Below are 25,529 nucleotides of genomic sequence, written 5' to 3'. Positions count from 1 at the left end.
TTACCTGAAATCCCAAATTAATTTGCCCGTTCCATATTTTGACCTATTAACAGGAGAGCACTTCCTGTGTCCGGGCGCGGGCCCAGGCGTCAGCTTCCAATATAGTTTCCAGATTAGGAGAGTCTAAGACTTTATGCTCGCCACACACGGAGCTGACCGATTCATAGATTCCCGGAAAACTACACTTGCCTTCCAGGAAAGCATGAACTGCAACTTCATTCGCTGCATTCATCACTGCCGGCAGAGTTCCCCTGCGCTTCCCTGCTTCGTACGCCAAAGCCAGCGCCGGAAACGCTCTCAAGTCAGGTTCGAGAAAAGTCAAGTTTTTGCCGACCAAATCCAGGCGCTCAAACGCATTTTCCCAGCGTTCCGGATAACTTAAGGCGTACTGGATTGGCAGACGCATGTCAGGCCTCCCCAACTGAGCTAAGACCGAACCATCCTTATATTGCACCATGGAGTGAATAATACTCTGGGGGTGAATCACGACTTCGATCTCATTGTAATCGACTCCGAATAAATAATGGGCTTCGATCACTTCCAGCCCCTTGTTCATGAGCGTGGCTGAATCGATCGTTATTTTTGCCCCCATATCCCAATTGGGATGGCGCAGAGCATCCTCTGCTGTAACCTGAGCGAGTTGCTCCTGTCTCCAGCCACGGAAAGGCCCGCCGGAGGCAGTGAGAATGATCTTCTCCACACTCCCGGGATTATCTTCCAAGCACTGGAAAACGGCCGAATGTTCACTGTCCACCGGCAGCAGGCGGGCGCCGCTTCTAGCCGCTGCCGCCATCACCAATTCCCCGCCGGCGACCAAGGTCTCCTTGTTGGCCAAAGCTACGGTCTTATTAGCGTCCAAAGCCCTGAGAGTTGGTTCAAGCCCAATTCTCCCGCTTAAGGAGTTGAGCACTGTATCTGCTTCTGGGGCCGAAACTGCTGCCAGCAGCCCTTGCATTCCCTGTTCAACTTTAACCGGGAGGTCGGAAAGAAGTCCTTTAAGCTCACGGGCTCCCTGTTCATCCATTATCACAGCCAAAGCCGGCCTAAAAATACGCACCTGTGCTTCCAGCGCCCTTACATTCTTGCCTGCGGCCAGGGCATGCACATGCAATTTATCCGGATTAGACTTAACAACATCTAACGTCTGGCGCCCGATCGAGCCTGTGGAACCAAGTATGGACAGTGTTTTCATCATTAACTACCTCGTTAGCATATCAGTATTCATAATCACTGTTAGCACCTTCCAAATGGGCAATGTGCTGCATAAAGATGAACAGCGTTACTCTAATTTAATCCTTGGGCCCTTTGAAAGCCCCGGCCTTGCGCACGGCTTCATACACTATGATGAGGGCTGGCCCAAGCAACAGTCCCACCCCGCCCAGGAGTTTTAGTCCGACATACATCGAAATCAGGGTAGGCAGGGGGTGAAGCCCGATGTTATGGGAAAGAATCTTGGGCTCAAGGGATTGGCGGACTACTACGGCAATGACCCAGATTAAGAGCACCTTAAGCCCTTGCCCGGTTGCTCCCATTATAAATAAGCTAAGGATCCAGGGCACAAACAATACTCCCGTGCCTACAATAGGTAGAATATCCAGGATTCCGGCCAAAACTCCCAAAGTAAACGCATAGCGGTTCCCGATCAGCAACAGCCCGATAATCGTAATGAGTGCGGTCACAGATACCAGGATGGCTTCTGCCCGCACAAATCCGACGATTGCCGTCCCCAGGTCTTGGCTGATAGCATGGGCACTGGTATGCCACCGCCGGGGGAAGAGGGACTGGATAAACTTTTTGACTCCCGGATAACTCGAACTTACCAAAAGAGTAGCGACAATGGACACCACCAGCACAATGAAAACTCCGGGGAGCGCGGCCAGAAAGTAAAGGATCCAAACACTTGCAGTGCGGGCCCAGCTCTGGATGGAGTGCAAAATACTTTGGGCCGAGTCGTAAAGAGTAGCTTGCACCTGAGGATTAACCCGTACAAATTTTTCGATTTGATCCACTTGGCTTTGAATGAAAGAAGCCAGGTATTCGTAATTAGGAAGGATTGCCGAGAGCTCGGAAAGTTCTGTGTACAGCCTGGCCACAATTAAAAACAAAATAAGGCCAACAAAAATAAGACTTAAAACCAAAGTAGCCACGGAAGCATAGGAGCGGCGCACATGCAGCACCCTCATCAAAGTGATTACCGCCGGTTCCAAGAGAAAGGCCAACACAAAGGCTAACAGGAATGGCAAAAAAGCGGCCACCGCCGTGCCTAAGACTTGCCCGAACACGGGCAGAAACTCCTGAAATATGTAAGTAAACAGCTTTAACAGTAGAAGGATGCTGGCTATTACCGCCAGCCTGTTCAAGTTCTGCCCTAAGCCGTGTTCCCGCAGCAAGCGCACATTTTTCACCTCAGTATTTGAAAATCACTAGGAAATAATAAACGAGTGGGAGCGCAAACATAAAACTGTCAAAACGGTCGAGAATTCCGCCATGCCCGGGGATGAGGCGACCGGAGTCTTTCACATGGGCAGATCGTTTGAGAGCAGACTCAAAAAGGTCTCCAATCTGCGCTGTAATCCCTACGATTAGAGCCAGACCGAGAAAAACTTCCAAAGGTGCCCCTCCCATATAGCGCCAGAGGAGAAGTCCCACTCCTACACTTGTTAAGAGTCCCCCCAGGGCTCCTTCTACTGTCTTTTTGGGGCTAACCTTGGGGGCCAACAGGTGTCGTCCAAACCCCCTGCCAATAATGTATGCCCCAGTATCCGTACTCCATACCAAAAAGAATGTAAGAAAAGCCCATTTTACCCCTGCGGGCAGTTCCCGCACGAGGTAAAGATGGGACATTAACACGACCGGATAAATAATGCTTAAAAAATTATAAAGTGCAGAGCTAAGCTCAATTTCCGGGTAAGTAAGCGCAAACGCCCCTATGCATACTAAAAGCCAGACGAGGAGGAGTGGGAGCATCCATACTCTATCACCCCAAAACACTGTTAACAGCCAAATTAGGCCTGCGGCAAACACCGGTATGTACCAAGCCCTGACCCCGATCCTCTCCCCGATGCGCAGGAACTCTATCAAAGCCAGGGCTGAGAGCACGCTAATCAAGAATACAGTGTAATAGCCTCCTAGGAATGTAAGCCCCAAGAGCAAGGGGGCCCCGATCAAAGCACTGATCATCCGAACCAGCATATTCTACTCCTTACTGCCCGCAAGGCCGCCAAATCTCCGGTCTCTCTTCTGGTAAGCCTTAATAGCCTCACTTAAAGACTTTTCATTAAAATCCGGCCACAATTCAGAGACCACCACAATCTCGCTATAGGCAAGCTGCCACAGCAAAAAATTGCTCAGACGCATTTCCCCTGACGTGCGGATCAGTAAATCCGGATCAGGCAAGCCGGTCGTAGCTAAATGACCGGAGACTGTGTCTGCCTCGATTTCCTCAGGCTTGAGCTTCCCTTGTTGAACGAGCGTGGCAATTTCCTGTACCGCCTCTACAATCTCAGCGCGTCCGCCATAATTCAAAGCCAAATTAAGTATGAGACCGTCATTTTTCCGGGTGCGCTCAAAAGCTTTATTTAGTTCGCGCTGGGCTTCTGGGGGCAGTTCGTTAAGCCCCCCCAAAGCCCGCACCACTACCCTGTTGGAATGAAGTTCGTCTAGCTCCAGGCGCAGGTATTCTGTGAGCAAAGACATGAGCACGCCCACTTCTTCCTTAGGCCGACGCCAGTTTTCCGTAGAGAATGCATACACCGTCAGGACTTCAATTCCTAAGCGGGAACATTCTTTAACTGCTGAACGCAAAGCCTCGACCCCAGCCCGGTGACCCATAGACCGGGGCAAGCCGCGTTTTTTGGCCCAGCGACCGTTCCCATCCATAATTATGGCAATGTGGCGCGGCAGCCGTGATAAATCAAGGCTTGAGGCCTCTATTTCTTTGTGCTTACGCTTCCAAGGACTTAGCCACATTATTCCACCTCCTTGGGAGTCAGGCTGAGTTGAAAGACCCCCTTAAGCTTAGGGGGTCAGTGCGGGGAAAACTTTTCATGCGCCAACACAATCTCTAATTGCGATTCTTTCATCCTGATACGCACGACGCGGATTTTGCCTGCAGGTTCGACCCTGGGGGAACGCGTATATTTTACCGCAAAATGTATTCCTCTTTGCTCCAGCTCTGCGCGCACCTCATCCCAATCCCGGCCTAAGAGAAAAGAGTAGGTCATACCTCTGTAATCTCTTTTTCCTTCACATCCAGGATATGGTCAATTTCTTTAATGACCTTGTCCGTCATCTTTTGCACATCTTCTTGCGCTCTTTTCACTTCATCTTCCGAAGCCAAGTGATCTTTCTCCGCTTTTTTCAAATGCTCATTAACGTCGCGACGGATATTGCGCACCGCAACCCTGGAATCTTCCGCTTTTTTCTTAACCGTCTTCACCAGTTCAGCACGCCGCTCAGCCGTAAGCTGGGGAATGATGATCCTAATCACGGTTCCGTCACTGGACGGATTGAGCCCTAAGTCTGACTTGAGAATAGCCTTCTCAATCGTGGGCAGGCTTGATTTATCCCACGGCTGAATCACAAGCAGACGCGGTTCCGGCACGGAAATGTTTGCAAGTTGGTTGATCGGCGTAGAAGTGCCATAGTAGTCTACTAACACCTTGTCAAGCAAGCTGGGATTGGCGCGGCCGGCGCGAATGGTACCAAACTCCTTGCGCATGGCGTCAACCGCCTTGTGCATGCGCTCTTCAGCTTCTTTAAGCACACCCGAAATCATTCACTTTCCCTCCCAACATATGTTCCAATCATTTCACCCATAACTGCGCGCAGAATATTCCCTTTCTGATTGAGGTCGAACACAATGAGCGGAAGATTATTGTCCATGCATAGAGAAGTTGCCGTTGAATCCATAACTCCCAGGCCCTTGCTTAGTACATCTAAATAGCTTAACCTCTCGAACTTCTGCGCCTTGGGATTTTTCAAGGGATCAGAGTCATAGACACCATCTACCCGCTTCGCCATTAAAATAACTTCAGCTTCGATTTCTGCCGCTCTTAAAGCCGCCGTCGTATCTGTTGAGAAATAAGGGTTGCCTGTTCCAGCGGCAAAAATCACGATCCGGCCTTTTTCCATATGCCTGATGGCGCGTCGCCGAATATAAGGCTCAGCCACTTGCCGCATTTCGATCGCTGAGAGCACGCGGGTGTCAGACCCGTTCTTCTCCAGGGCATCCTGCAGGGCCAGGGCGTTCATGACAGTTGCCAGCATCCCCATATAGTCTGCCGTAGCCCTGTCCATTCCTTGGGAACTGCCTGCAATTCCCCGCCAGATATTGCCCCCGCCCACGACCAAAGCGACTTGCACTCCCAACTGACGCACTTCAGTAACCTGTTCGGCGATAGACTCGAGCATCGTATGGACTATTCCGTATCCTTGTTCCCCGGCTAAAGCTTCTCCGCTCAGTTTAAGCACAATTCTGCTGTAGCGTGGTGTTTCCATCGGTGACCTCCATTTTGAATAATTTCTACGTCTAAAGAGAAAATCCTTTCTGATTCGAAAAAGAGAACACATCGGTGTTCTCTCGCAGCAGGCCTAACGGTTGATTTCTTTCATTACCTCAGCGGCGAAATCGTCCTGGCGTTTTTCAATTCCTGCGCCCAGTTCATAGCGGGTAAAGCGCCGAATCACAATTCTCTCTCCGATTTTCGAAGTTTTTTCCAGCACCAAATCCTTAATCACGACATCTGGGTCTTTGATAAAACTCTGTTCCATTAAGCATACTTCTTTATAAAATTTCTCAATCCGGCCCTCGACCATTTTTTCGACAATCTTTTCCGGTTTGCCTTCATTTAACGCCTGAGCACGCAGGATGTCACGCTCATGCTGCAGCACCTCTGCCGGTACCTCTTCTTTAACCAGATACTGAGGATTGGCTGCAGCAATCTGCAGCGCAATATCTTTAACAAAAAGCTTAAATTCTTCCCCGCGGGCCACAAAATCTGTTTCACAGTTTATTTCCACCAGGACACCAATGCGTCCTCCGCCGTGAATATATGCTTCGACCAGACCCTCAGCAGCCACACGCCCTTCCTTCTTCGCCGCCGCCGCCAGTCCTTTCTCTCTTAAGAAATCAATGGCCTTATCCATGTCTCCGTCTGTCTGAGCCAAGGCTTTCTTACAGTCCATCATGCCGGCTCCTGTTCTTTCTCTCAGCTCTTTAACCAGAGCAGCAGTAATTTCTGCCATTTATTTTACCCTCCAAACCATAAAATATCTTCAGCCTAAAAAGGGCAGAGTGAGTCTCGGGGGAGCCTAAACTTAACCCCTTTTCACCCTGCCCCTCGAATTTACTCTGCTGCAGCTTCGGCTTCTTGGCTTTCTTCACTCTCATCCAAACTGCCTTGCTGTCCTTCGATAATGGCGTCCGCCATTTTAGCCGTAAGCAATTTTACAGCCCTAATCGCGTCATCATTAGCCGGAATTACCACATCGATCTCATCCGGGTCGCAGTTGGTATCAACAATCCCGACAATCGGGATATTGAGACGCCGCGCTTCAGCGACAGCAATTCGTTCCTTGCGCGGGTCAACCACAAACAACGCACTCGGGAGTTTCTTCATGCTTTTAATACCGCCCAGGAAGCGCTCAAGCTTATCCATCTCATGACGCAGAGCAGCAACTTCTTTCTTAGTCAAAACTTCAAAAACGCCTTCTGCTTCCATTCTCTCCAGTTGATGGAGACGGTCTACGCGTTTCTGAATGGTTTGAAAGTTAGTCAGCATGCCGCCGAGCCAACGCTCATTGACAAAAAACATGCCACAGCGTTCAGCTTCCTCTTTAACAGACTCCTGCGCCTGTTTTTTGGTGCCTACGAATAACATCGTACCACCTTCTGCCGCCAGATTCCGTACGAAATTGTAAGCTTCGTCTACTTTCTTTACGGTTTTCTGCAGGTCAATGATATAAATACCATTGCGCTCCGTAAAAATGTAGCGAGCCATTTTTGGATTCCAACGACGAGTCTGATGACCGAAGTGAACACCGGCTTCCAATAGTTGTTTCATGGAAATAACAGCCATGTGTTACACCCCCTCTCCTTGTTTTTTTCCGCCGCAGGTTCATCTTAAAGCACCCCTCATCGCCAGATGAGGAACCGGAACTTTAATCCCACTGCGTGTGTTTTTAAGCCACACTAGTAGTAGAATATCACATGCCTTTGTTCAATGCAAGGGAAGCTTAATCAAGTTAATGCGTCCTAATACTAAAGCACTCTTTAGCTCAGGTTTGATTTAATCCCGTGAGCCTGAACGAAGTATTCGAGATCACTCATCAGTTCAGGGAACGGAAAGTAGAATTCCGTGAGATAATAAGAATCTTTGTGCGTCCTAATCTGGGCCACTTCTTGCCCTTGTTTCGTATGAAAAAACGAGACGCGGCGGATATCATCCGGATGTAAGGACTTCTTACCTAAGATCGAAGAAAAAGTAATGCTCTCATCTTCTATACGCACCCGTTTACTTTTGGCAAAGACCCAGAGTGAGATCAGTCCGGCAGCGGCCAGTGCGTAAATAATCAGCAAAAGGCGGAACTCTAACGCAGGCAGCTTTGTGAGAAAGTAAAGCATTAAAACCGTTGCCGGGTAAATGACCAAGAAAGCTGTTCCAGGGATAACAAGGGGTTTTAATTGATACTCGTAGTCCTGTTCTCCCATTTTTGCCCCCTAAATATTAAGCATTATGGTGCTTGGTGTATTTGTCCAGTTCATCCAAGAGGTAATCATTGAGAATGCGGATGTAAGTTCCTTTCATCCCGAGGGATTTCGATTCAATTACGCCCGCTGACTCAAACTTGCGCAAGGCATTGACAATGACAGACCTGGTAATCCCAACCCTGTCTGCAATCTTGCTGGCAACGAGCAGTCCGTCTCCTCCGCCCAGTTCAGCAAAAATATGCTCAACAGCTTCCAATTCCGAATAGGAGAGCGTACCGACTGCGATTTGGACTGCCGCTTTTTTGCGTGCTTCCTCTTCCGCCCGTTCTGCTTTCACCCGCAGAATTTCCATTCCAACCACGGTAGCACCATATTCAGCTAGGACAAGGTCTCCCTCTGTAAACTCTTCGTCATACCTGGCTAAAACGAGGGTGCCTACACGTTCACCGCCGCCGAGGACGGGAACAATGGTTGTAAGTTTGTTGTTGAAATGGCAAGGAACTTTGTCGTTAAAAACACATCCATTCCCAACCTGAGTGACATTGGACTTTGTTTCGGTAACTCTCATTAAGCCCTCATTATAGCTTTCCGGAAAACGCTCGGAATGCACCACGATATCTTCCATGGTACCGCATTGGAAATCCGTCATAAAATTATAGCCGAGAATTTTGCCACGGCGGCCGACGATATAGCAGTTTGCCTCGACCGCACTGCTCAACACCTTAGCCATTTCTTCGAAGTCAACGGGATGTCCTGCTGCCCGTTGGATCAGCTTATTAATCGCTCTGGTTTTTTCTAATAAAGTTTTCATCGATGTCTAATCCTCCTTAAATTGCTTAATTCTATTTTTGACATAAAGATAATTCTTAAAACTCAAAAATATTTGTTCTCCTGAAAAAATCGGTAATCTTTTTAAACTTTTAAACAGTTGCCTCTATTGGTGACAAGCTAGAGAATATAACGGGAGAGATCTTCGTTATGCACGATACCCCCAATCCGCTGTCTGATATATTCCCTGCTGATCGTTACTGCATAATCCTCTGGCAATTCTGAAGCCTCAAATGACAATTCTTCAAGAACTTTTTCCATAATGGTGTGCAAACGCCTGGCACCGATGTTTTCCGTAGTTGAATTGACCTGATAAGCAAATTCCGCCAGTTCATCAATCGCGCTCTCCGTGAATTCTACCTTAATCCCTTCAGTCGCCAGCAAAGCACTGTATTGTTTGATAAGCGAGGACTGGGGCTCAGTCAGAATGCGCTTAAAATCGGCTACATTTAAGGATTCAAGGTTAACTCTGATGGGAAAACGTCCTTGCAGCTCCGGAATTAAGTCAGAAGGTTTGCTGACGTGAAAAGCACCGGCAGCAATGAACAGAATGTGGTCTGATTTGACCGGCCCATGCTTGGTCACAACGGTCGAACCTTCCACGATCGGAAGGATATCGCGCTGCACTCCGCCGCGGGAGACATCAGCCCCGCCCGTTCCTTCCCTGCTCGCGATTTTGTCTATTTCATCAAGAAATACCATCCCTTCGTATTCCGTGCGCCGGATAGCTTCCTGAACTGCCTCGTCCATATCAATCAAGTTCTGCGCTTCTTCCTGGATTAAGATTCTTCTTGCTTCCTTGACCGTCATTTTGCGCCTTTTACGTTTCTTGGGGAGCATGCCTGACATCATATCCTGCAAGTTTAAGCCCATTTCGAGGCCGTTGCCCCCGAACATATCACTGAGAGAGGACGTCTCTTCCACTTCCAGTTCTATGACCTTGTCTTCAAGCTCTCCCCGACGCAAGCGTTCAGACACCAAGACCCTGTCCCGCTCAATCTCAGGGGTTACTTTCTCTTCCCCTTTGGGCTGGTTTTGCCCGAACAACATCTGCAAGGGATTGCCCTGGGAACTTTCCGCTTCTTTACCCGGAACCAAGAGGGTTACCAGCCTTTTTTCCGCATTGACTGCAGCCTCGGCTTCAACCTTTTCCGCTTTTTCGGCCTTAACCATGCGCAGAGATATTTCCACCAGATCGCGAATGATCGACTCCACATCCCTGCCCACATAGCCCACTTCCGTGAATTTCGTAGCTTCCACTTTAATGAAAGGAGCGCGCACCAGCTTAGCCAGACGGCGGGCAATCTCAGTTTTTCCCACTCCGGTCGGGCCAATCATCAAGATGTTTTTAGGAAGGAAGTCCTCCCGTAATTCTTCAGGCAAAAGGGAACGCCGGTAGCGGTTGCGGAGCGCTATGGCAACCGCCCGCTTCGCTTGGTTCTGGCCAACAATATAGCGGTCAAGTTCACGCACGATTTGACGCGGAGTCAGTTGCTCCATTTCTTCACCCCATTAAGATCAAGTCCCTGCAACTGTGGTTGTATCCAGTTCTTCAACCACAATCTGGTCATTGGTATAAACACAAATGGCAGAAGCAATAGTCATTGCCTCCCGCACCAATTGCCCGGCACTCATGTCAGTGTGCTTGGCTAACGCACGGGCAGCTGCCAAGGCATAATTCCCGCCTGATCCGATGGCAGCGATGCCATCATCAGGTTCAATCACTTCCCCCGACCCTGACAAGAGCAGAAGGTTATCTTTATCTGCTACCAGCAGCATCGCTTCTAACTGCCTCAGCATTTTATCTGTCCGCCAATCTTTGGTCAGCTCAACTGCTGCCCGCAAGAGGTTGCCGTGGTATTCTTCCAACTTCTTTTCAAATTTTTCAAACAGGGTAAACGCATCAGCCACAGACCCGGCAAACCCTGCCAAAACCCTGCCATGATAAAGGCGGCGCACTTTACGAGCTTTATGTTTCATCACAGTCGCCTGACCGAATGTAACTTGCCCGTCTCCGGCCATTGCGACTTGAGCGCCTTTTTTAATTGCGACAATGGTCGTAGCGTGAAACATTGGTGAATCCTCCTTTCAACGGCAGTTTACTCAAAATCCGCCCCAGAGTCAAGTAAAAATTGTAGGCAATTAACCTTTTTTTTCGAAAATTTTTTTGTGAAAAAGATTTCTATAACTTGAGTTTACCCCGGGGATGGGCATTGGCATGAACCTCTTTCAACTTCTCCCTGGTTAAATGTGTATAAATTTGCGTCGAAGAAAGCTTGCTGTGGCCCAAAAGTTCTTGAACACTGCGTAGGTCGGCCCCGCCATCAAGCAAGTGGGTCGCAAAAGAATGCCTCAGCATGTGAGGATGGACGTGCAAATCGAGGCTCGCTTTGTGTACAAGTTTATCCAGGATTCTCCTTACTGAACGGGCAGAGAGGCGTGTGCCCTGATAATTAATAAGCAGTGCCTTATCCCCGTCCTGACGCAACTTAAGATAATGAGCCACTGCTTCGAGCGCGTACTTGGTGAGTGGCACCACTCGTTCCTTGCCACCTTTGCCATATACCCGCACAAGTCCGACATCATAATCCATATCCTTGCGATTTAAGCCTACCAGCTCGCTAACACGCAGCCCTGACCCGTACAGAAGTTCCAGCACAACCTGGTCCCGCGCCCCCAGCAAAGTCGTGCACTCGACAGTGTGTAAGAGTGTCTCCATTTGCTCCAAGTAGAGAAACTGGGGCAGCCTGTGCCCAAGCTTGGGGCTCGCAATTTTCTGAACCGGGTTTTGGGAGATCACTCCTTCCCGGCACATGAACTTAAAGAAAGTACGCAAAGCGGCCAGCTTGCGGGCCACGCTTTTGCGGGCCAGTCCGTGCTCAGCCAAAAGTCCCATATAGCTTCGCACCACAAACAAATCTATGCTTTCGATGGTGAGACTTTCCCACTCCATCCCTATCTCTGCGGCGGCAAAGCTAAAAAACTGGAACAAATCAGTATGGTAAGCCAAGACTGTGTGCTCAGAGCGGTTTTGCGCACGCTGGAATCCCAAAAACAGGTTCAAGGCCTGATCAACAAGCATCTTTTCTGCCCCTCCTACGTAGTTGTTGGCTGCACTCCCTCTTGCTCCATGAACTCTGCCAGAGCCCGTAAAGCCCGTTGCGAGATTTTTAGGTTCTTCTCCCTTTTATTGCGAATCCGCTCCGGCAGCGGCGGGAGCAAGCCAAAATTAATATTCATCGGCTGAAAATCCTGACTGGGGGAACCCTCGAGATGACGTGCCAAGCCGCCGAGGGCTGTTTCAGCAGGGAAAACCAAAGTCTCTCTTCCGCTTAGGCGGCACCAGGCATTAAGACCGGCTGCCAGACCACTGGCCGCGGACTCGACATATCCTTCCACTCCGGTAATCTGCCCGGCAAAAAAGAGGTTCGGCCTTTTCTTTACGCTAAAGTCTGCATTAAGTACTTTCGGCGCATTCAGGAAAGTGTTGCGGTGCATGACACCATAGCGCACAAATTCAGCCCGTTCCAAGCCCGGGATCAGGCGAAACACGCGCTCCTGCTCCGCCCATTTAAGATGGGTCTGAAATCCCACTAAGTTAAACAGTGTTCCTTCGATGTTTTCTTTGCGCAATTGTACCACTGCGTACGGACGCTTGCCGCTATGCGGATCAGTTAACCCTACCGGCTTAAGCGGCCCGAACGTCAAGGTCTCGGGTCCCCGTTTAGCCATTACTTCGACCGGCATACAGCCCTCAAACACCTTCCCCTGCTCAAAACCTTTCACTTCTGCCATCTTTGCCTCAATCAGCTCTTGATAAAAACGTTCATACTCTTCTTTAGTCAGAGGGCAGTTGAGATAGTCCGCTTCCCCTTTATCATAGCGCGATGCCCAAAAAGCTTTCGTTAAATCTATGGACTCCAGGGTCACGATCGGAGCAGCTGCATCATAAAAGGAGAGCGTCTCCTCTCCTGTCAGACGCAAAATATCCTGAGCCAGGCTGTCAGAAGTTAAAGGACCGCTGGCCACAATTACAATTCCATGCTCGGGTATTGTCATTACCTCTTCACCGTGCAGGTGAACGCGCGGATGTCCGATCAAGCTGTCTGTTACTGCTCGCGCAAACTTCTCTCTATCTACGGCCAAAGCCCCGCCCGCAGGGACCGCCTGACGGTCTGCACTGGCCATAATAAGCGAGTTCAGATGCCGCATCTCTTCTTTAAGAAGCCCGACCGCATTTTCCAGCCCGGACGCCCGCAGGGAATTGCTGCATACAAGTTCAGCACATAGTCCGGTATGGTGGGCAGGGGTGTATTGACGCGGCCTCATCTCGTACAGGTCCACTTCCACCCCGTTCTGCGCGAGCTGCCAAGCCGCTTCCGAGCCTGCCAGCCCGGCACCGATTACACTTATTCTGTCCATAAATACTCCTAGTTTGAAAATAGAATGTCTATCTGCAAATCGTCAATTTGCGTCAGATCCATGAAAGGCTAGTTAGCAGTTGCTGACATAGTATGGCGGCACTGAGCATTCGTGCATACATGCTGCTTTTCCCGTTTGGACGATTTTACCACCATCATGCTCCCACACTCCGGGCATTTCTCCGGTGCCGGCAAGTCCCAGGACACAAAGTCACAATCCGGATACGAGCTGCAGCCGTAGAATTTCCGTCCTTTTTTGGAACGGCGCACCACTAAGGGCTTGCCGCACTTGGGGCAGTCTGCTCCTACTTCTTCCAAGAGCGGCTTGGTGTTGCGGCATTCCGGAAATCCTGGACATGCCAGGAATTTACCGAAACGGCCCATTTTTATGACCATGTGCCGCCCGCACTGTTCACAGACTTCATCTGAGACCTGATCTTCAAGCTTCACTTTGCCGATCTTCTGCTCAGCCTCCGCCAAAGTTTGCGCAAACGGGCCATAAAAATCATGGATGACTGCTTTCCAGGGCACTTCCCCTTCTTCGATGCTGTCAAGCTTCTCTTCCAGATTCGCGGTGAACTCCAAATCCACAATCTCCGGGAAAAACTCCTTTAGGAGCGCAATCACAATCTCTCCCAGTTCAGTCGGCATCAGTTTTTTGTCCTCTTTCGCCACATAACTGCGGGACTGAATCGTCTCGATCGTGGGCGCATAGGTACTCGGACGCCCAACCCCTTCCTCTTCCATTTTGCGAACCAAAGATGCTTCCGTATAACGCGGCGGCGGTTCGGTAAAATGCTGCTTGTCCTGGAGTTTAATGACTTGGAGAGGCTCACCTGCTGTCAAGGGAAAGGCCAAGGCACCTGCACTGTCTTCCCCGCTTTCTTCCTCATCCCGTCCTTCCTCATATACTGCCAGATAACCGGGGAACCGCACACTGGAAGCATTAGCCCGGAAAAGGTATTCCCCTCCGGACACATCGACAGTCAAAGTGTCGATAAGCGCCGCACTCATTTGGCTGGCAATAAAGCGTTCCCAGATCAAGCGGTAGAGTTTAAGCTGGTCCCGGGTGAGATTCTCTTTCAAAGAATCGGGGGGACGGGACGTCGAAGTTGGCCTAATCGCCTCGTGGGCCTCCTGTGTCCGCCCCTTGCTTGTGAACTGACGAGCTTGGGGAGGATAATAATCCGGGCCGTAAGCTTCAAGAATCCAAGTTCTGGCTTCTTCTTGAGCCGTTTCAGCCACCCTTACTGAGTCAGTGCGCATATATGTAATTAAACCCACTGTGCCTTCTTTGCCGGTATCAAGCCCTTCATACAACTGCTGCGCCAACATCATGGTTTTTTTCGGAGAAAAATTAAACTTACGGTGGGCCTCCTGCTGCAGCGTACTGGTCGTGAACGGAGGAGCGGGTTGCTTGCGTTTTTCCTTAGTGCGTACATCAGTTACCGCAAACGAACGCCCCTTCAGCTCTTGCAAGACTGCATCCATTTCCGCACGAGTGGAAATAACTATTTTCTGCTCAGCTTTTTTGATTAGCTTGGCGCTAAACTTCCCTCCTGAGGATTGAAAAAGTGCAGTTAAACTCCAGTACTCTTCCGGTACAAAAGAACGGATTTCCTCTTCCCTGTCTACGACTAAGCGCACGGCCACGGACTGCACCCGACCGGCGCTCAACCCTTTTTTTACTTTGCGCCAGAGTAGGGGACTTAACTGGTAACCGACCAGACGGTCCAAAACCCTCCGGGCTTGCTGGGCATATACCCGGTTCATATCGATGCGGCGGGCATGTTTAACCGCGTCTTCAATGGCCTGCTTCGTGATCTCATGAAATTCAATGCGGCATTTCTCATCAAGATCCAAGCCAAGCAGATGGCCTAAATGCCATGAAATGGCTTCTCCTTCCCGGTCCGGGTCTGAAGCCAATAATACTTTATCTGCAGCTTTGGCGGCAGAGCGCAGGTCTTTAATAAGATCACCTTTGCCGCGAATCGCAATGTATTTCGGTTCAAAATCCCGCTCGAGATCTACCCCGAGCTGACTTTTAGGCAGATCGCGCAAATGTCCCATTGAGGCTTTGACAGTATAGCGCCTGCCTAAAAATTTGCTGATTGACTTGGCTTTGGCAGGAGACTCCACAATGACGAGGGTCTTAGACATAAATCACCTCTAAAAATTTAGCTCGTTCCAATTGGAACATACTTTAGCAAAACTAACCATAATTTTAACGCCTTTACCATAGTATGTCTAGCGCCTGGGTTCTAATATACGTCTAAATGCCCCTTTTTAAGGCGTAGTATTGCCCGGGAAGCTGGATAATCTTACCCATTAATTCCAGTTCTAAGAGGATTAAGGCAGCAGTTGACGCATCTAAAGCGGAATTTGCCCTTAGCTCGTCAATATGCAGGGGAACATCGCTTACCAAGCCCATGACGATTTGTTGTTCGGGGGTTAAGTTTTCCGTGGCTAAGCTCGTCTGCGATATACCCTGTTCCTTGGTGCCCATCGGAGACCCGTCAACAAGAGGATAACTGCCTCCCCAGACCGCTATTTCCTGCACGATATCTTCCAGTCCCTCTACTATCTTTGCCCCCTGACGCAGCAAATGATGCGTGCCGCGGCTCATTTCACTGAAAATCGGGCCTGGCACCGCAAAAACTTCCCTTCCCTGCTCCAGGGCAAAATCCGCCGTGATCAAAGCTCCACTTTTAGCGGCAGCCTCGACGACCACAACCCCGCGGGCACAGCCGCTGATCAGGCGGTTGCGTGCGGGAAAGTTCGGCTTGTCCGGGGGAGTTCCGGGAGGAAATTCGCTGAGGAGTGCACCCTTGTCCAGAATTTGCCCAGCTAAGCGCTTGTTTTCCGCGGGGTAAATGCGGTCGAGACCACATCCCAAAAAGGCCCAGGTTACTCCCTTGCCCTCGAGCGCACCCTGATGGGCCGCCGTATCGATGCCCCGTGCCAAACCACTAATGACTACAATTCCTTTCAGTGTCAGTTCGCGTGCCAGGAAAATGGCCGCAGCTTTTCCATAAGGAGTTGCCTGGCGTGAACCTACAATCGCCAAGGCCTCAGCCTCTGGCTCCAGTTGCCCTCTATAATAGAGCAAAACAGGCGCATCTGAAAGTTCGGCCAAAAGCGCGGGATAATTCTTCTCTTCCGGTATTAAAGTTAGGATATTTTGCTGATTTAAATCTTTCTCTATCTCATGCGGATCGATACGTGCTCGCCCGTGCAGGAACTCCTTGATCCAGGCTAGCCCACCGAACTTATCAAAGCTAGTCGCAGGAGCCTCCCATGCAGCCTGAGCGCTCCCGTAATACTCAAGCAACTGCCTGATCCTGGCGTTACCTAAGCCGGGTATTGTCCGCATTGCGGCCCGCACCGCTTTTTCTTCATTCCAACTTCTTGCCATTTCTTTCCCCCCGTCCTCTCTTTTCGGTAGAGGGGCAGGGATTTCCTGCGTAAAACTATGTCGAAAACGATATTCTTTGCGGGACTTTAAGTAAAATAATGAAGGATTGGACTGAAATCATTTTTACTAGACATTACTTGCGCTAAATCTCCAACTTCTCGTAAACGCTCCTGAAAATTGCGCACATGAAAGCGGGCGGGGTCAACCATGCCACTTACCTCCTGCCATAATAGGGGGGCCGAGACCTTGCCCTCCTTTGTCGGACGTACGCTGTAAATCCCGGCCATGGTTCGCCCCCGCCCGTTTTGCAGGTAATCGAGATAGACCTTGCCTTCTCTTTTTTTAGTACTGCGTTCAATTGTGCATTCTGCCTGACGCTGGGCGACCAAAAATTTGCACATCCCGCCGATTCCCTGCTGAACCTCAGAGTATGTATAGCGCTGTTCGATAGGGAGTAAAACGTGAATTCCACTGGCTCCCGAGGTTTTAACCAGAAACTTCATTTTAAGTTCGAAGAGAATCTCCCCCAGCCAGCGGGCCACCTGCAAGGCTTCTCGCACTCCTGACGGAGGGTCGGGGTCCAAATCAAAGACTGCCCAGGCCGGATAGTCAGGCTTGTCCATGGTGGAGGCCCAGGCGTGAATCTCAATACAGCCCAGATTAATGAGATAAACCAAAGTTGCCAGGTTAGCGCATACGACATAGGTTAATCCTTGTTCCGAACGGGAGTCGCGGTAGCGCTTGACCCACGCCGGAGCAGTGGGTAGGCACTCTTTCTGGTAGAAATAGTCACCCTCTATCCCTTCCGGATAACGGACCATGGTGAAAGGACTCTCTTTTATATGAGGAAGAATAAAGGGAGCCATCTCAGTGTAAAACTGAATCAACTCCCCTTTGCTAATCCCGCTCTCCGGAAAATAAACTTTATCAAGGTTCTTTAAAGTAAGCGTTTTGCCTTCGACTTCGACTAGGGTCGACTGCTCCGCTTTCAAAGCTGGTTTAGGCATTTAACATTCCCCTTTTTAAGCTCCCTTAGCCTTACGGGCCGTGCGTTTGCGCGGAGTAAGCGTAGACTTGGGCGGCTGTTCGCCCGTATCCCCTGCACTGTCCGTTGTATCCCCATGCACACGATTGTCTCCGGCTTCGTCCCGAGCAGAAGCCTCAGGCTTCCCTTTTTTCTCCTCGGTCTGCGCCAGGCTCGCGCGCAAGGCATCCATTAAGTCTAAGACCTTACCTTTAACAGGGGCGGCGCTCACTTTAACGGTTTCACCCGCGACTTTGTTCTCGATCATTTCCGCTAACTGCTCCTTCACTTCGTCACGGTATTTAGCGGGTTCAAAGGGATGAGCTAAATTTTCGATTAACTGGACTGCCATCTGAAGCTCGGCCTCAGTCGGGGAAACTCTGTCCCAGACGGCATCCAAATGACGGATCTCACTGGGATAATGCATCGTTTCAAGCACAAGTCCCTGTTCAAACACACGCAGGCAGGCAAGATGCTGTTTCGAGCGCAGAGTGATGCGCGCCAAGGCTACTTTGCCGCTATTTTCCATCGCCTGGTACAGCAGGCGGTAAGCCTTTTGCGCTGTATCTTCGGGCGACAAATAATATGACTTTTGGTAATAAATCGGATCGATTTCTTCCAAATTAATAAAGTCAAGAATATCGATCGCCCGCGACTGCGGCTGTTCGAACGCTGACAGTTCTTCATCACTTAGAATAACATAACGGTCTTTTTCATACTCATACCCTTTGACCAAATCCGCACTCCCCACCTCCTCCTCGCAATGAGGACATTTCTTGAGGTAACGGATGCGTTGCTGACACTTATTATGCAAATAGTGAAATTGAAACTCTTGGGACTCGGTAGCCGCGTGCATTTTCACCGGTATGTTCACCAGACCGAAACTAATCGAGCCTTTCCATAATGTGTGCATGGCTATTCCTCCCTCCAATTAGTTTGGGCTGCACACCAGTACATTATCCTGCCGTTTTTTACCTCCTCAAGAAGATCTTGCCCTCGATCAGCGGCTAAAACTTATCCACAAACTAAAAAGCGGCCTGCCATAAACAGCAAACCGCCTTTTCAAAACATGCCTTGTTAACAATCTAATGGCATTTTAAGTGCTATGTTCAGTGCTATTTTTGGGCCAGCCGTTTCATGGTTGCGACCACAAAACTTGCCAAAACCGCAAAATCCTCTGTATGCAGAACTGAGCCTGCCGAAGCGTCAAACAAAATATTTCCGGAAGCCGGGAATTCATCATCCCCGCCCCACACGACCATGGTTACAGGCACGCGGGGAAAGGCACGCACCAGCACCGCAGCATCCCCATGGCGCACAGGCTCCCCACCGATTTTAGACACTACCTCGATCAGGCTTGCCGGATTATCCCCGAACTGTTGCACCAAGGGACGAATGGCCCGGTTAGTAAAAGGCTGAATATAGATGTTTCCGCCCGGCAGTTCTTTATACGAAATGAGCTTTCCTTCCTCAGTCACAGGCTTGGTATTCGCTAAGTAATGAAGAACCAGAATCTGAGCAAAGATCGGCAGTTCCCCCTCAGGTGAAGGCTCGGGGGTGAATTTTCCGGAAGGATATTCCACCTCGAATTCCTGCCCTAGAAAATTTACCTGAAAGCGATTGTCCCGCAACTGATACCCTGAATAACGCGCCATCTCTTCCGGCGAATGCGCCTGAAACATCTCTAAGGCTTTATTATGGGCAGCAGTGTAATTCATTTTTCCTCACTCCCGAAATTAATTTTGTCAGCTGCACAGCCAATAAAGTTCACAGCATGAATTACCCCAGAGTATTATAGGCGGCCTGCATCAGCAACGCATCCTCCTCCAGGTTCGGACTTTCACAGATTGCCAGCCCTTCCACGCCAAAACTGCGCGCAGCCTGCAGCAGCTCTTGATAGCGCAGATCCGACTCCGCCAAGATTAGGTGACGCTTCTCCCCTTTGAGACCATACTCTATTCCAGAGATATGAAAATGCACATTCTCGACCCAGCGCTCCCCTAAAGCCTCCGCTGTTTGATCAAGCACATGGCAAAATTCGTCATAACTATTGATTCGACCGTTACTCCGCGCATGCAGATGGCTGAAATCAATGCACGGTAAAACTCCGGGCACCCGCAAAGCCAGCTCGATTATTTCCTCTAAGTTGCCAAACTGACTCGGTTTTCCCGTAGTTTCCGGCCGCAGAATCACTTCATTCTCTTCAACCGCCAGAATCTCCCGCACTTTTAACAACTCTACAATCACGCGCTCCAGCACAACTTCCGGACGGTCTTCATGATAAAAGGCCGGGTGGAAGACAACACTGCGCACCCCTAGAATCTTGGCAATCCGGGCCGTATGGATCAAACGCTCACGGCTGGCTGTAATTTTCTGCTCTTCGCGCGAATTAAAATTGATCCAATACGGGCCATGGCAGCTTAAGGCAATCCCTTGTTCCACGGCTGCCGCTCCGACAACGCGGGCTTTCTCGGCACCCATCCGTACTCCTTGCACGAATTCGAGCTCAAGCGCACCCAGATTCAACTCACGAATCCGCCGCACACCGCTCTCACTCGAAGAATTAGACGCAGACAGCGGAACTCCCGCTGTCCCAAATAATAACGGCACTTTACTTCCCCTCCGATTCACCTGCTCTTGACATTATACCACGTTTCAACAGCGCTTGATTCATAAAGAAAGCTGTCCCTCGCTGTATGTGCGGGACAGCTTTCTTGTTCCAGACGTTGTCGGTGCCGTGTCACTGGCAGGGACGTCTTTTCTCTTAGAGAACCCGTTTAGCCCCTACAAAGTGGGACTGCCAATAAGAACTCATCGTGTAGATGGTTACACCCTTTGAACTTGCGGAGTTAATGAATTGGCCATTACCAATATAGATTCCGTCATGGTCAATAACCTTGTCTCCGTCCAGGGAGAAAAATACCAAGTCTCCCGGTTTCAGCGAGTTAAAAGATATCGCTGTCCCTACCTGGAATTGATCCCTGGAAGTCCTGGGCAGAGAAACGCCGTTCTTGGCGAAAGCATACTGTACAAAACCGGAACAGTCGAATCCGGACGGAGTGGTTCCTCCCCACCGGTACTTAACCCCGATATATTTCTTAGCCGTAGCGATAATCGCGTCAGCTTTAGATGGCGCTGTTGAAATGGAAGTGCTTCTGCTTGGGGCCGGTTGGCTTTTAACGGGTGCCACCTTCGCGGTTGAAGTTGCAGGTTTCACGGGAGCAGGTGCTCCCTGAGGTTTGGCAACCACTGCTTGAGCCGGAATTGCCGCACCGGCATCCCCATTCTGACTGGCCTGGGCTTGTCCTTGAGCCGCAGGATCTGCCACCCCGCTGCCGACATCAGCACTGCTTGCCAGAGCCAACTCAGTCTGCCCTGCGCCTACCAGAGACAGATCATCCGCAATAGTCGTGGGAGCTGCCGTGACGACACCTAAAGAAATGGTAATAAACAAACTAGCTGCAGTTAAAGATGCTGCGATTTTTTTAACTTTAGTCATAAAAACCTCCTTATCCTTATGCCAGGAAATGAAAACCTGGTTTGCTAACCAAGGTTGTCTGTAGTTTATAACAAAAAGCACAACTTGTCTTTGCAAAAGTTGTGCCATTAACACCAGGTCTTTCCAAAAAAATTACCCCGCATCGTTTACGAATGCAGGGTAAACTTAGAGGCTTTAATTTTTTCTTAAATCGTAATCCTTTAATAAATAATTTTTTGAGCCAATTCCGCTAAACAAGAAAACCTAATCGCTGAGGCCATTAAAATTTACGACTTTGCCCCCGAGAATTCCTTCTACTTGCTTAATCCTGGTCAGGACATCGTCAGGAATCAGAGTGTCAACTCCTAATACCATCAACTGCTGGCCCAACTCCTCGCTGCGGCCGACCTGCATACTGTTAATATTAATATTGTTGTCCCCGAGGATATTACCGACTCTGCCGATAATCCCAGGGCGATCAGTATGCGGGCTAATCAGCAAGCAACCCTTGGGCCTGGCATCGACCCGGTAGGCGTCAATCGCTACAATGCGGGCCTCCTGCTCGCCAAATAAGGTGCCGGCAACCTTGTGTTCCCCTTTGTCTGTTGCAACGCACAGGGTAATGAGGTTAGCGAAATTCTGGGTTTCCTTGCTCTTAACTTCCTTAACTACGATGCCGCGCGACTTAGCCACAGACTGAGCGCTGACATAGTTGACAGATTCCTGGAGCATCGGGTTTAAGACTCCTTTGACTGCGGCCAGAGTTAGCATCTTGGTGTCAACTTCGCTGATTTCCCCGTTATAAGTCACTTCAATATTATTAATCCGACCGTCTGCAAGATTAACTGCCAAAGTGCCCATTTTTTCCACTAGGCGCAGGTAAGGCTGAATAAATTTCATGACCACGGCCGGTACGGGCGGCATATTCACAGCCGTCATCACCGGCTCACCACGCAGGGCTGTAGCCACTCCCTCTGCCACGTCTACCGCCACATTCACTTGGGCTTCTTTCGTGGAAGCTCCCAAATGTGGCGTAAAGATGACATTATCCAGATTAAATAAGGGATTTTCCGGATCAACAGGCTCCTTGGCAAAGACATCGATTGCTGCCCCGGCAACGATCCCCTCCTTTACCGCTTCAACTAAAGCCTCTTCGTCTATGATCCCGCCCCGTGCGCACTGGACAAGGCGCACCCCTTTTTTCATTTTGGCAAAGACTTCTTTGTTGACAAGACCCCTGGTCTCAGGCGTTAAGGGCAAATGGAAAGTAATAAAATCGGCGCGCGCAAAAATGTCGTCCAGTTCTACCAGTTCAATTCCCAGGTCCTTCGCACGTTCTGCCGTAATATACGGGTCATAGGCAATTACTTTCATGTCCATGGCTAACGAACGCTTCGCAACGCCGGAACCGATGCGGCCAAGTCCGACAACGCCCAGTACCTTCTCCCGCATCTCTACGCCCATGAATTTACCCCGCTCCCATTTTCCTTCCTTCATCGAACGGTAAGCCTGGGGAATATTACGGGCTAAAGAGAGCATCATGGCCATAGTGTGCTCTGTGGCCGCAATCGTGTTGCCGTCCGGGGCGTTAAGCACAATGACCCCTTTGGCGGTAGCTGCCGGAACGTCAATATTATCAACTCCAACTCCGGCCCTCCCGATTACTTTAAGGTTGGCAGCAACTTCAAGCACAGCTTTGGTCACTTTGGTCTCGCTGCGCACGACTAGGGCGTCATACTGTGGAATAATCTCCAGCAGTTCTTCCGGGCTTAAGCTATTCTTAATGTCAACGTCAAACTCTTGTTGTAAAACGGTTACCCCTTTTTCCGAAACCTTGTCCGTGACCAGAACTTTCATTCCTTATCCCTCCATTATGACTCGTTCAGCCGCTTTCACGGCAGCACCATATTCCACTGGGATTCCTAAAGTTTGCAAGGCCATCTCTAAGCAGGCTAAAGTAACCAGAATATCGGTTTCAGCCACATACCCAACATGCCCGATGCGCACGATCTTATTCTCCAGTTTCTTTTGTCCACCTGCCAAAGTAATGCCAAAGCGGTCTTTCATCTGTTTCTGAATCTTCTTGCCTTCCATCCCTTCCGGGGCGAGCACTGCCGTGACAGCAGCCGAGGCTACGGCATCATCTGCCAGGAGAGAAAGATTCAAGGCTTTAAGTCCGGCCCGCAAAATATCCCGCAGTTTCTGATGCCTTTGGAAAATGTTCTCCAGCCCTTCTTCTTCCATAAGTTTCAGGGATTCTTCCAGTCCGTATAGGAGGCTGACCGGCGGGGTATATGGGTTTTGCCATTTAGCCAGGGATTTCTTAATGTTTTGCGCATCCCAGTAAAACTTCGGCATTTTGGCCTCAGCCTGAGCTGCCCACGCCCTCTCGTTCATGGCCACAAAACCCAGTCCAGGCGGAATCATCAAGGCTTTTTGCGCTCCGGTAACCACAACATCGAGACCCCAGGCATCCATTTCCAGATTGATTGCTGCTAAACCACTGATCGCATCCACAAGCACTAAGGCCGGATGCTTGCCGCGGGCTTTGGCCAAAGCTTGGATATCGTTGGTAACACCGGTGGATGTTTCGTTATGTGTGAGTAGAATTGCTTTAATCTCATGAGCTTTGTCTTGCGCTAATCTTTCAGCCAAACGGGCAGGGTCTGCCGCGGTTCCCCATTCGGAGTCCAGCTTCTCAACCACCGCTCCGTGGCGGGCCGCAATCTCTGCAAAGCGGTCGCCGAAAGCCCCTATGCTCACAGCTAAGACCTTATCCCCAGGGGATAATACGTTCACGAGGGCCGCTTCCATGGCACCCGTACCGGCAGCAGGGAAAGTCAAAACATCGTTCTCTGTCTTGAACACTTTTTTCAGTCCCTCGGAGATTGAACGAAACATCCCTTCATACTGAGGTCCACGATGGTTGATCATGGGACGGTGCATTGCCTGCAGCACCCGCTCCGGCACTGCAGTCGGGCCAGGAACCATTAAATATTGTTTTTTCAGCATTTGAACACTCCTCCTTAATATCAAAGTTTTTAAATAAAATAAACCCACCCCAAAGAATTTGGGGCGGGAATGTCCGCGGTGCCACCCAAGTTTAAGGCCGCCTACAAGCTAACGCTTTAGCTCACTTAGTTCGCAATACTGGAATCGCTTCAAAATAAAAAAACCTCACATCCCTGTAGGGACGAGAGATCTTCCCGCGTTGCCACCCATATTGCCAAACGGCCAACTCTTTTCGCTATAACGGGCGAATACCGTCACGATTTATCATCGGCCGCTCCGGAGTGGACTCTCCTGCCTAGTTCACCGACTTCCACCACCCGTCGGCTCTCTAAAGAACATTGGCACTCAATAACTCCCATCATTGCGTTCGTCTGTATCACTATCTCGATGTGTTTGATTATACGGTGTCCATCTGGCAAAGTCAACTGGTTTTTAAAATTCCTACCTAGTAATTTCCACTTAAGAGAAATTTGCACTCACATATTACTTTTTAACCTGAGTTAAACTAAAAATGCTTCACCGAATGCTTGCTTAAAATTAGGACCGCTCAGAAAGGAGGATTCCTCAATGGCCAGAAGACGCAAAAACACGATGTCTCCTGCTCTTAAAGAGCAAATCGCTTCCGAATTAGGGTTTGCCAACACCTTGCACCAAGAGGGATTTGGAGGAGTTTCCTCGCGCGACTGCGGTAACATGGTTAAAAAGGCGATCGAATTAGCCGAACGTAACCTCCAAGGCAAGACAATGGGCTAGCTAACACAACGCTTTAGCCCAGAGAATTCACGGCAAAATCCGGCGGCTGCCCCGGTAGGCTTTTTGCCAATAGGGACTATCCAAAGACTGTATTTCCACCTGCCGCCTGGTGGCAGACAGAAATTCCCCGTCACTCAGATAGATCCCGACATGACTCGCCCCTGGCCCATTGGTACTGAAGAAGACCAAATCCCCCGGCAGTAAATTTGCTAGAGCCACTCCTTCCCCTTGCCGAAACTGTTCCCGAGAATTGCGAGGCAAAGAAATGCCATATTTTGCGTAGACTTTTTGCACGAGAGCCGAACAGTCAATTCCTGTTCGGCCCTCTCCTCCCCATATGTAAGGCACACCAATCCAGGTGCGCGCGTGTTCAAGTAACTCCTGCCGTAAAGTAAGAGCTTGGGCAGGAGTATTGAATTCGCTAGACTCCTTTACGGATTCTAGCAGCTGGCCGTTGACGGATTCTTGTGCCGGAACTCTTACGGATTCTTCCAAAGGTTCTTCTGGGGGCTCTTTTATGGGCTCTTTTATGGGCTCTTTTATGGGCTCTTTTATGGGCTCTTTTATGGGCTCTTCTTCGAGCTCAAGTTTCCCCAGACTCCGTGAAACCTGCTCCTGTCCGTGAATTTGATTATTGTAGCCAAGGCTAGACTCTTGGGTTAAGAATTCAGATGTGGTAACGGCCTTAACAGTTTTATCGGATTTGAAAGAAATTACCTCCGTAATAGGTTGCTGGCCTGGGAAAACAGCTATCCCGACCAGCAAAGCTGCGGTAACACCGAAGGTATTAAAGGCAACCGGAGGCCCTAAAGGAAGCGCTGCCTGCAAACTATTTTCCCTCCTCTCGTTACACTGTTTATATGCTTTCATATTCAAAATATACTCGT

General features: G+C 49.8%; 26 protein-coding genes. 1 reads left to right on the top strand and 25 read right to left on the bottom strand.

Annotated elements, in window-relative coordinates; genetic code table 11:
* Nucleotides 1-46: 46 nt before the first annotated feature.
* The 24 genes from ACYQ2N_RS16525 to ACYQ2N_RS16410 form a co-directional block, all read right to left on the bottom strand.
* Nucleotides 47-1,192, bottom strand: coding sequence for a 1-deoxy-D-xylulose-5-phosphate reductoisomerase (locus ACYQ2N_RS16525; RefSeq protein ID WP_460000567.1), 1,146 nt, complete (start codon nucleotides 1,190-1,192; stop codon nucleotides 47-49).
* A gap of 97 nt (nucleotides 1,193-1,289) precedes the next feature.
* On the bottom strand, nucleotides 1,290-2,396 hold the full coding sequence (ytvI, locus tag ACYQ2N_RS16520; protein WP_460000430.1) for a sporulation integral membrane protein YtvI: 1,107 nt from the start codon (nucleotides 2,394-2,396) through the stop codon (nucleotides 1,290-1,292).
* Between the two features lie 10 nt (nucleotides 2,397-2,406).
* Nucleotides 2,407-3,192 (bottom strand): phosphatidate cytidylyltransferase, encoded by a 786-nt coding sequence (locus ACYQ2N_RS16515; protein WP_460000429.1) that lies wholly within the window; start codon nucleotides 3,190-3,192, stop codon nucleotides 2,407-2,409.
* Nucleotides 3,193-3,195: 3 nt separating this feature from the next.
* The gene (gene uppS, locus ACYQ2N_RS16510) at nucleotides 3,196-3,969 is read right to left on the bottom strand and encodes an undecaprenyl pyrophosphate synthase (protein WP_460000428.1); all 774 of its coding nucleotides are present in this window, start codon (nucleotides 3,967-3,969) and stop codon (nucleotides 3,196-3,198) included.
* A 56-nt stretch (nucleotides 3,970-4,025) separates the two neighbouring features.
* Complete coding sequence (locus ACYQ2N_RS16505) at nucleotides 4,026-4,223, bottom strand: hypothetical protein (RefSeq protein ID WP_460000427.1); 198 nt, start codon at nucleotides 4,221-4,223, stop codon at nucleotides 4,026-4,028.
* Nucleotides 4,220-4,777: a ribosome recycling factor gene (gene frr / locus ACYQ2N_RS16500; protein WP_460000426.1), complete on the bottom strand. Its 558-nt coding sequence runs from the start codon at nucleotides 4,775-4,777 to the stop codon at nucleotides 4,220-4,222. Before frr ends, ACYQ2N_RS16505 begins: the two co-directional genes overlap by 4 nt.
* The gene (gene pyrH, locus ACYQ2N_RS16495; protein ID WP_460000425.1) at nucleotides 4,774-5,499 is read right to left on the bottom strand and encodes a UMP kinase; all 726 of its coding nucleotides are present in this window, start codon (nucleotides 5,497-5,499) and stop codon (nucleotides 4,774-4,776) included. The genes frr and pyrH overlap by 4 nt, the downstream gene beginning before the upstream one ends.
* 93 nt (nucleotides 5,500-5,592) lie before the next feature.
* Nucleotides 5,593-6,246 (bottom strand): translation elongation factor Ts, encoded by a 654-nt coding sequence (tsf, locus tag ACYQ2N_RS16490; protein ID WP_460000424.1) that lies wholly within the window; start codon nucleotides 6,244-6,246, stop codon nucleotides 5,593-5,595.
* A 101-nt stretch (nucleotides 6,247-6,347) separates the two neighbouring features.
* Nucleotides 6,348-7,079 carry a 30S ribosomal protein S2 gene (gene rpsB, locus ACYQ2N_RS16485; protein WP_460000423.1) on the bottom strand — a complete coding sequence of 244 codons (732 nt, stop codon included), beginning with the start codon at nucleotides 7,077-7,079 and terminating at the stop codon, nucleotides 6,348-6,350.
* 194 nt (nucleotides 7,080-7,273) lie between these two features.
* On the bottom strand, nucleotides 7,274-7,711 hold the full coding sequence (locus ACYQ2N_RS16480) for a PH domain-containing protein (protein ID WP_460000422.1): 438 nt from the start codon (nucleotides 7,709-7,711) through the stop codon (nucleotides 7,274-7,276).
* Between the two features lie 16 nt (nucleotides 7,712-7,727).
* A complete protein-coding gene (gene codY, locus ACYQ2N_RS16475; RefSeq protein WP_460000421.1) occupies nucleotides 7,728-8,522 on the bottom strand; it encodes a GTP-sensing pleiotropic transcriptional regulator CodY in 795 nt (264 codons plus the stop codon).
* A gap of 137 nt (nucleotides 8,523-8,659) precedes the next feature.
* Nucleotides 8,660-10,039, bottom strand: coding sequence for an ATP-dependent protease ATPase subunit HslU (hslU, locus tag ACYQ2N_RS16470; protein WP_460000420.1), 1,380 nt, complete (start codon nucleotides 10,037-10,039; stop codon nucleotides 8,660-8,662).
* Nucleotides 10,040-10,057: 18 nt separating this feature from the next.
* Nucleotides 10,058-10,612 carry an ATP-dependent protease subunit HslV gene (gene hslV, locus ACYQ2N_RS16465; RefSeq protein ID WP_460000419.1) on the bottom strand — a complete coding sequence of 185 codons (555 nt, stop codon included), beginning with the start codon at nucleotides 10,610-10,612 and terminating at the stop codon, nucleotides 10,058-10,060.
* Nucleotides 10,613-10,721: 109 nt separating this feature from the next.
* The gene (xerA, locus tag ACYQ2N_RS16460) at nucleotides 10,722-11,621 is read right to left on the bottom strand and encodes a site-specific tyrosine recombinase/integron integrase (RefSeq protein WP_460000418.1); all 900 of its coding nucleotides are present in this window, start codon (nucleotides 11,619-11,621) and stop codon (nucleotides 10,722-10,724) included.
* Between the two features lie 14 nt (nucleotides 11,622-11,635).
* Nucleotides 11,636-12,961 carry a methylenetetrahydrofolate--tRNA-(uracil(54)-C(5))-methyltransferase (FADH(2)-oxidizing) TrmFO gene (gene trmFO / locus ACYQ2N_RS16455; protein ID WP_460000417.1) on the bottom strand — a complete coding sequence of 442 codons (1,326 nt, stop codon included), beginning with the start codon at nucleotides 12,959-12,961 and terminating at the stop codon, nucleotides 11,636-11,638.
* Nucleotides 12,962-13,029: 68 nt separating this feature from the next.
* Entirely contained in the window at nucleotides 13,030-15,120 is a 2,091-nt protein-coding gene (gene topA, locus ACYQ2N_RS16450) for a type I DNA topoisomerase (RefSeq protein WP_460000416.1), read from the bottom strand.
* A 112-nt stretch (nucleotides 15,121-15,232) separates the two neighbouring features.
* Nucleotides 15,233-16,375, bottom strand: coding sequence for a DNA-processing protein DprA (dprA, locus tag ACYQ2N_RS16445; protein WP_460000415.1), 1,143 nt, complete (start codon nucleotides 16,373-16,375; stop codon nucleotides 15,233-15,235).
* Nucleotides 16,376-16,461: 86 nt separating this feature from the next.
* A complete protein-coding gene (gene ligD / locus ACYQ2N_RS16440) occupies nucleotides 16,462-17,382 on the bottom strand; it encodes a non-homologous end-joining DNA ligase (RefSeq protein ID WP_460000414.1) in 921 nt (306 codons plus the stop codon).
* A 15-nt stretch (nucleotides 17,383-17,397) separates the two neighbouring features.
* Complete coding sequence (gene ku, locus ACYQ2N_RS16435; protein ID WP_460000413.1) at nucleotides 17,398-18,312, bottom strand: non-homologous end joining protein Ku; 915 nt, start codon at nucleotides 18,310-18,312, stop codon at nucleotides 17,398-17,400.
* 202 nt (nucleotides 18,313-18,514) lie between these two features.
* Nucleotides 18,515-19,117 carry a DUF3786 domain-containing protein gene (locus ACYQ2N_RS16430; RefSeq protein WP_460000412.1) on the bottom strand — a complete coding sequence of 201 codons (603 nt, stop codon included), beginning with the start codon at nucleotides 19,115-19,117 and terminating at the stop codon, nucleotides 18,515-18,517.
* A 61-nt stretch (nucleotides 19,118-19,178) separates the two neighbouring features.
* Nucleotides 19,179-20,009 carry a TIM barrel protein gene (locus tag ACYQ2N_RS16425; protein ID WP_460000411.1) on the bottom strand — a complete coding sequence of 277 codons (831 nt, stop codon included), beginning with the start codon at nucleotides 20,007-20,009 and terminating at the stop codon, nucleotides 19,179-19,181.
* 154 nt (nucleotides 20,010-20,163) lie between these two features.
* A complete protein-coding gene (locus tag ACYQ2N_RS16420) occupies nucleotides 20,164-20,898 on the bottom strand; it encodes a C40 family peptidase (protein ID WP_460000410.1) in 735 nt (244 codons plus the stop codon).
* A gap of 243 nt (nucleotides 20,899-21,141) precedes the next feature.
* Nucleotides 21,142-22,734, bottom strand: a complete 1,593-nt coding sequence (gene serA / locus ACYQ2N_RS16415; protein WP_460000409.1) for a phosphoglycerate dehydrogenase — start codon at nucleotides 22,732-22,734, stop codon at nucleotides 21,142-21,144.
* Nucleotides 22,735-22,737: 3 nt separating this feature from the next.
* Nucleotides 22,738-23,889 carry a pyridoxal-phosphate-dependent aminotransferase family protein gene (locus ACYQ2N_RS16410; protein WP_460000408.1) on the bottom strand — a complete coding sequence of 384 codons (1,152 nt, stop codon included), beginning with the start codon at nucleotides 23,887-23,889 and terminating at the stop codon, nucleotides 22,738-22,740.
* 567 nt (nucleotides 23,890-24,456) lie between these two features.
* On the opposite strand from ACYQ2N_RS16410, the gene ACYQ2N_RS16405 reads away from it, so the two are divergent.
* Complete coding sequence (locus ACYQ2N_RS16405) at nucleotides 24,457-24,642, top strand: small, acid-soluble spore protein, alpha/beta type (RefSeq protein ID WP_460000407.1); 186 nt, start codon at nucleotides 24,457-24,459, stop codon at nucleotides 24,640-24,642.
* A 27-nt stretch (nucleotides 24,643-24,669) separates the two neighbouring features.
* On the opposite strand, the gene ACYQ2N_RS16400 is transcribed toward ACYQ2N_RS16405, so the two are convergent.
* Entirely contained in the window at nucleotides 24,670-25,470 is an 801-nt protein-coding gene (locus ACYQ2N_RS16400; RefSeq protein WP_460000406.1) for a C40 family peptidase, read from the bottom strand.
* Nucleotides 25,471-25,529 lie beyond the last annotated feature (59 nt).

This window comes from Paradesulfitobacterium aromaticivorans, from assembly GCF_054657415.1.
This window is presented reverse-complemented; position numbering and strand designations above follow the sequence as displayed.

Excerpts from the sequence above, each read along its gene's own strand:
- ACYQ2N_RS16525 (WP_460000567.1), bottom strand. The coding sequence starts at position 1,192 with ATGAAAACACTGTCCATACTTGGTTCCACAGGCTCGATCGGGCGCCAG.
- ACYQ2N_RS16515 (WP_460000429.1), bottom strand. The coding sequence starts at position 3,192 with ATGCTGGTTCGGATGATCAGTGCTTTGATCGGGGCCCCCTTGCTCTTG.
- uppS (WP_460000428.1), bottom strand. The coding sequence starts at position 3,969 with ATGTGGCTAAGTCCTTGGAAGCGTAAGCACAAAGAAATAGAGGCCTCA.
- ACYQ2N_RS16505 (WP_460000427.1), bottom strand. The coding sequence starts at position 4,223 with ATGACCTACTCTTTTCTCTTAGGCCGGGATTGGGATGAGGTGCGCGCA.
- frr (WP_460000426.1), bottom strand. The coding sequence starts at position 4,777 with ATGATTTCGGGTGTGCTTAAAGAAGCTGAAGAGCGCATGCACAAGGCG.
- pyrH (WP_460000425.1), bottom strand. The coding sequence starts at position 5,499 with ATGGAAACACCACGCTACAGCAGAATTGTGCTTAAACTGAGCGGAGAA.
- tsf (WP_460000424.1), bottom strand. The coding sequence starts at position 6,246 with ATGGCAGAAATTACTGCTGCTCTGGTTAAAGAGCTGAGAGAAAGAACA.
- rpsB (WP_460000423.1), bottom strand. The coding sequence starts at position 7,079 with ATGGCTGTTATTTCCATGAAACAACTATTGGAAGCCGGTGTTCACTTC.
- ACYQ2N_RS16480 (WP_460000422.1), bottom strand. The coding sequence starts at position 7,711 with ATGGGAGAACAGGACTACGAGTATCAATTAAAACCCCTTGTTATCCCT.
- codY (WP_460000421.1), bottom strand. The coding sequence starts at position 8,522 with ATGAAAACTTTATTAGAAAAAACCAGAGCGATTAATAAGCTGATCCAA.
- hslU (WP_460000420.1), bottom strand. The coding sequence starts at position 10,039 with ATGGAGCAACTGACTCCGCGTCAAATCGTGCGTGAACTTGACCGCTAT.
- hslV (WP_460000419.1), bottom strand. The coding sequence starts at position 10,612 with ATGTTTCACGCTACGACCATTGTCGCAATTAAAAAAGGCGCTCAAGTC.
- xerA (WP_460000418.1), bottom strand. The coding sequence starts at position 11,621 with ATGCTTGTTGATCAGGCCTTGAACCTGTTTTTGGGATTCCAGCGTGCG.
- trmFO (WP_460000417.1), bottom strand. The coding sequence starts at position 12,961 with ATGGACAGAATAAGTGTAATCGGTGCCGGGCTGGCAGGCTCGGAAGCG.
- topA (WP_460000416.1), bottom strand. The coding sequence starts at position 15,120 with ATGTCTAAGACCCTCGTCATTGTGGAGTCTCCTGCCAAAGCCAAGTCA.
- dprA (WP_460000415.1), bottom strand. The coding sequence starts at position 16,375 with ATGGCAAGAAGTTGGAATGAAGAAAAAGCGGTGCGGGCCGCAATGCGG.
- ligD (WP_460000414.1), bottom strand. The coding sequence starts at position 17,382 with ATGCCTAAACCAGCTTTGAAAGCGGAGCAGTCGACCCTAGTCGAAGTC.
- ku (WP_460000413.1), bottom strand. The coding sequence starts at position 18,312 with ATGCACACATTATGGAAAGGCTCGATTAGTTTCGGTCTGGTGAACATA.
- ACYQ2N_RS16430 (WP_460000412.1), bottom strand. The coding sequence starts at position 19,117 with ATGAATTACACTGCTGCCCATAATAAAGCCTTAGAGATGTTTCAGGCG.
- ACYQ2N_RS16420 (WP_460000410.1), bottom strand. The coding sequence starts at position 20,898 with ATGACTAAAGTTAAAAAAATCGCAGCATCTTTAACTGCAGCTAGTTTG.
- serA (WP_460000409.1), bottom strand. The coding sequence starts at position 22,734 with ATGAAAGTTCTGGTCACGGACAAGGTTTCGGAAAAAGGGGTAACCGTT.
- ACYQ2N_RS16410 (WP_460000408.1), bottom strand. The coding sequence starts at position 23,889 with ATGCTGAAAAAACAATATTTAATGGTTCCTGGCCCGACTGCAGTGCCG.
- ACYQ2N_RS16405 (WP_460000407.1), top strand. The coding sequence starts at position 24,457 with ATGGCCAGAAGACGCAAAAACACGATGTCTCCTGCTCTTAAAGAGCAA.